Source organism: Levilactobacillus yonginensis (genome assembly GCF_003946265.1).
In the GTDB taxonomy this organism is placed as follows: Bacteria; Bacillota; Bacilli; order Lactobacillales; family Lactobacillaceae; genus Levilactobacillus; species Levilactobacillus yonginensis.
The window spans coordinates 1-2,630 of sequence record NZ_RHNO01000053.1; the positions used below are offsets into that span (position 1 = coordinate 1).

At 35.7% G+C, this 2,630-nt stretch carries 3 protein-coding genes; 1 reads left to right on the forward strand and 2 read right to left on the reverse strand.

Annotated features, from left to right (window positions below):
- Positions 1 to 120 precede the first annotated feature (120 nt).
- Positions 121 to 615: a RepB family protein gene (locus EKM87_RS12250; RefSeq protein ID WP_125584191.1), complete on the forward strand. Its 495-nt coding sequence runs from the start codon at positions 121 to 123 to the stop codon at positions 613 to 615.
- Between the two features lie 228 nt (positions 616 to 843).
- On the opposite strand, the gene EKM87_RS12255 is transcribed toward EKM87_RS12250, so the two are convergent.
- Positions 844 to 1,173 (reverse strand): DUF5388 domain-containing protein, encoded by a 330-nt coding sequence (locus EKM87_RS12255; RefSeq protein ID WP_041816175.1) that lies wholly within the window; start codon positions 1,171 to 1,173, stop codon positions 844 to 846.
- Entirely contained in the window at positions 1,166 to 1,975 is an 810-nt protein-coding gene (locus EKM87_RS12260) for a ParA family protein (RefSeq protein ID WP_015474642.1), read from the reverse strand. The genes EKM87_RS12255 and EKM87_RS12260 overlap by 8 nt, the downstream gene beginning before the upstream one ends.
- Between the last annotated feature and the right edge of the window lie 655 nt (positions 1,976 to 2,630).

Genomic DNA, 2,630 nt, shown 5'->3' on the forward strand with positions numbered 1-2,630 from the left:
GAAGCATCATTTATTTAAGTTAGATACATATTATATGTACGAAGGCGTTTCATTTACACAAGATTCTTGACGCTACCACGTGCTATGATTGTATCAATAACTTAGCATATACTTGAAAGGGTGGTAGATTTGACAACAATTGCAGAAATTTCAAAGGATTTACACATATCAAGAGCAAGAATTTATCAAATAATAGATTCACTAGACGACAAAGACAAGCCTTTAAAAGATAGCGATAATAGATATATTTTAAGTCAAGATGTTGTTAATGCTATACATCAATATTATGCCAACAATACAAATAAGGATAAGCAAGACAAAAACACGTCAAGCAACGATCAATTAGTTAATATACTTAGACGCCAACTTGACGAAAAGGATCAACAGATAAACAAATTTCAAAAATTATTAGACCAACAACAGCAATTGAACTTATCCAGTCAGAAATTACTTGAAAATCAAAAGTCAGAACAAAATATCAAAAGCAACACCACACAAAGCCGTGAGAACGATTCTAATGACGATAGCAATGATTCAGATATAAATATAAGCAAGCAAAACGAAAAGCCCTCTAATGAGACGAGAGAGAACTTTTGGAAACGGTTGTTTAGATAGGTTGTGAATATTTTTTGAGTAAGTTAAGTGACAGCATTGATTGATTGTTATATGATTGTGTATGTCCTAAATGGACACAAGCAACGCTCCTAAGCAAAGCCTGTATGTACTGATTTCAGAAAAGCCCTCTATTCCGCATAATAGAGGGCTTTTTTTGTACATTCTGCTTCATCTAAACGGACAAGTGTATACGTCTAAAAGCTGAACGTGTTGTCTGAGTGCGCGTGATTATTTACTTTTTACGCGTACATCACGTTTTTCTAAAGAATCAATTTGAAATTCTAATTCTTTACGTTCGTCTGAAGTCAAAGATTCAATATAAACAGATAAAGCTACTTCAATAGCTGCCTTTTGATTGTCACTATACCCTAATACAGCCATTGCTTGCAATTTGTTTCTAATGTGGTTGTTGATTTTTAGGTTTGTGTCAAAAGTAACCGAAGCAACTTGATTTTGTGGGGTTTTAATTCCTTTATTTGAATTTGAAAAATCCGAAATTTCAGCCTGCTTATCTGGCTTAATTGGGTTGCGGTTAGACCGAATCAATTTATTAGCCATTTTCAATTGCCTCCATTCTTTTTAGCATCTCGTCAGTTACGTCTTTGTATACTTTGAATACACGCCTATCAAACTGAGTATTGAAAGTAATACCAGTTATTCCATAACGCTTGATCCTCTGCATCGAGTGAATTTTATGTTTAAAAATGTTTTCAGTTCCAAACTGATTAATAGCATTTTGAATAGTTGCTTCATCTACAGGAGCTCCGGCTTGCAATAGAACAGCCAATATACCAACGATTTCCAAACGGGGAGCCTTGTAGGTATCAATAACTTGTTCCTGGATATACTCTATAAATGCTTGAGCTCCCTCAAAACTATGTTCATGAGTTTGCATAACAATTACACAATAATCGCTGGCATACAATGCTGAATCGGTGATTAACGAGATAGTAGGCGGCGTATCTATGATGACATAATCATATTTATCTTTAATAGGCTTGATAAGATTACTGAATTCTTTGACGCGTTCATTATAGTCTTTGATTTTTTCCATATAGCGTGGGAAAAGAGCAAAGTCAGGTGCAGAAGCTAGGATATCGAAGTTTTCTTTTATATGTATTAAAGATTGAGTTAAATCGCCATCTTCAATACTAGCCATGAGAGATTTTTTAAAATGGCCAACTTTTCCATCAATATTAACTTTAGTATTCAAGAGTAGATTTGTGGCGTTTCCTTGGGGGTCCAAATCAACTAGTAGTGTTTTGTAACCACGATTGCTAAGGTCTAGAGCTACTAATGTTGAATTACTAGTTTTTCCAACTCCACCTTTAAAATTTCCAAATGTTATGGTTTGTGTCATGATAACGCCTCCTAACGATTGTTGTTATATTAGCACTATATCGTTTTTGAATCAACACGATATAGTGCTATAGTGCGTTAGTTCTATAGTTCTATAATGCTGTTGTTCTGTAGTGCTTATGTTCTACAGTGCTATAGTGCTGTAGTTCTTTAGTTCCGTAGTGCTAGCACTACCGTATAGCTTTAAGCCCTATGTGCAAACATTTACTAAAAGAAAAAACAGTGCCGTAGTTCTTTAGTTCCGTAGTTCTATAGTTCTATAGTGCTGTAGTGCTTATATTCTGTAGTGCTGTAGTTCTTTTATTCTATAGTGCTGTAGTGCTGTAGTGCTAGTTTTTAAAAACATTGACTTTTGTTGTGGTTGAGCTATAATTCTAAATGAAATCGATAAATAGAACATAAAAAAACACCCACCAACAGTCATTGGTGAGCGCCACAAAAAAGTCATCATTGTTTAATGACTATTATATCATGGCCGGTGCGATTTTTAAAGCCCTAGGGGACAAGCTGGGGTCTAAATCCAAGGGGACACGTTTGCCAGTGCGACTTCAATAAGTCTGGCTATACCACAACAAGGTTATCTGTACGGCTGGGTGGTGAATGGTGAGCGCGACCATTAACGGCGCGGGTGGTAAAACGAAGCTTCGGCTTGGTGC

Bases quoted from the DNA above. Each gene is read 5' to 3' on its own strand.
- EKM87_RS12255 (WP_041816175.1), bottom strand. From the start codon at position 1,173: ATGGCTAATAAATTGATTCGGTCTAACCGCAACCCAATTAAGCCAGAT.
- EKM87_RS12260 (WP_015474642.1), bottom strand. From the start codon at position 1,975: ATGACACAAACCATAACATTTGGAAATTTTAAAGGTGGAGTTGGAAAA.